This is a genomic window from Psychrobacter sp. GW64-MNA-CIBAN-0177, assembly GCF_040309585.1.
In the GTDB taxonomy this organism is placed as follows: domain Bacteria; phylum Pseudomonadota; class Gammaproteobacteria; order Pseudomonadales; family Moraxellaceae; genus Psychrobacter; species Psychrobacter okhotskensis.
On the sequence record NZ_JBEOOY010000192.1, the window covers coordinates 1 to 277 of the forward strand.

The 277-nt window shown below is 41.2% G+C and carries 1 protein-coding gene; it reads right to left on the minus strand.

What is annotated here, in order from left to right; translation table 11 throughout:
- A partial coding sequence (locus AAEY79_RS14735; protein ID WP_352289084.1) for a hypothetical protein occupies positions 1-277 on the minus strand: 277 nt, incomplete at both ends.

Genomic DNA, 277 nt, shown 5'->3' on the forward strand with positions numbered 1-277 from the left:
GCTCTTCGCTCTTTCACTGTCACAACCTAAATGTTCCAATACCTCTGTTAGAATAGTTTGTTTTTTGGCGGTATTGTTATTGGTGGTGACCCAAAATCCACTTGATGCGATTTCTTTTGGATTAGAAGATTTACTTGACGTTAATAACGCCTGTTTAGAGCGGGCAAAATACAAACGTCCTTTGCCTTGCACATTAAGCACTTTGTCAAAGTCACTACGAGCAGTGGATTCAAGGCTGGATAATAAATGCATAAAACGCCCAACGGCACCTTTCTGC